Origin of the sequence: Staphylococcus sp. GDX7P312P, assembly GCF_008385775.1 — a bacterium.
In the GTDB taxonomy this organism is placed as follows: domain Bacteria; phylum Bacillota; class Bacilli; order Staphylococcales; family Staphylococcaceae; genus Staphylococcus; species Staphylococcus haemolyticus.
The window spans coordinates 1-318 of the sequence record NZ_VUKI01000076.1 but is presented as its reverse complement, the minus strand read 5'-3'; the positions used below and the strand labels follow the sequence as shown (position 1 = coordinate 318).

At 41.5% G+C, this 318-nt stretch carries 1 protein-coding gene; it reads left to right on the top strand.

Annotated elements, in window-relative coordinates:
- On the top strand, positions 1–318 hold a 318-nt coding region (locus F1592_RS13330), incomplete at both ends, for an Ig domain-containing protein (RefSeq protein WP_149814204.1).

Below are 318 nucleotides of genomic sequence, written 5' to 3'. Positions count from 1 at the left end.
AACAACAACAAGCTTCACGCTTACAGTGGAAGATACAACGGCACCAACAGTCAAAGCGATTGGAAATCAAACAAAAGAAGTCAATACAGCAATTGATCCAATTAAGATTGATGCGACAGATAACAGTGGCCAAGCTGTGACAAATAAAGTAAGTGGCTTACCAACAGGCGTAACGTTTAATCCAGACACTAATACAATTAGTGGTACACCAAGTAAAGTTGGAAGCTACCCAATTACAGTGACAACAACAGATGCCGATGGCAACGAAACAACAACAAGCTTCACGATTACAGTGGAAGACACAACAGCGCCAACAGT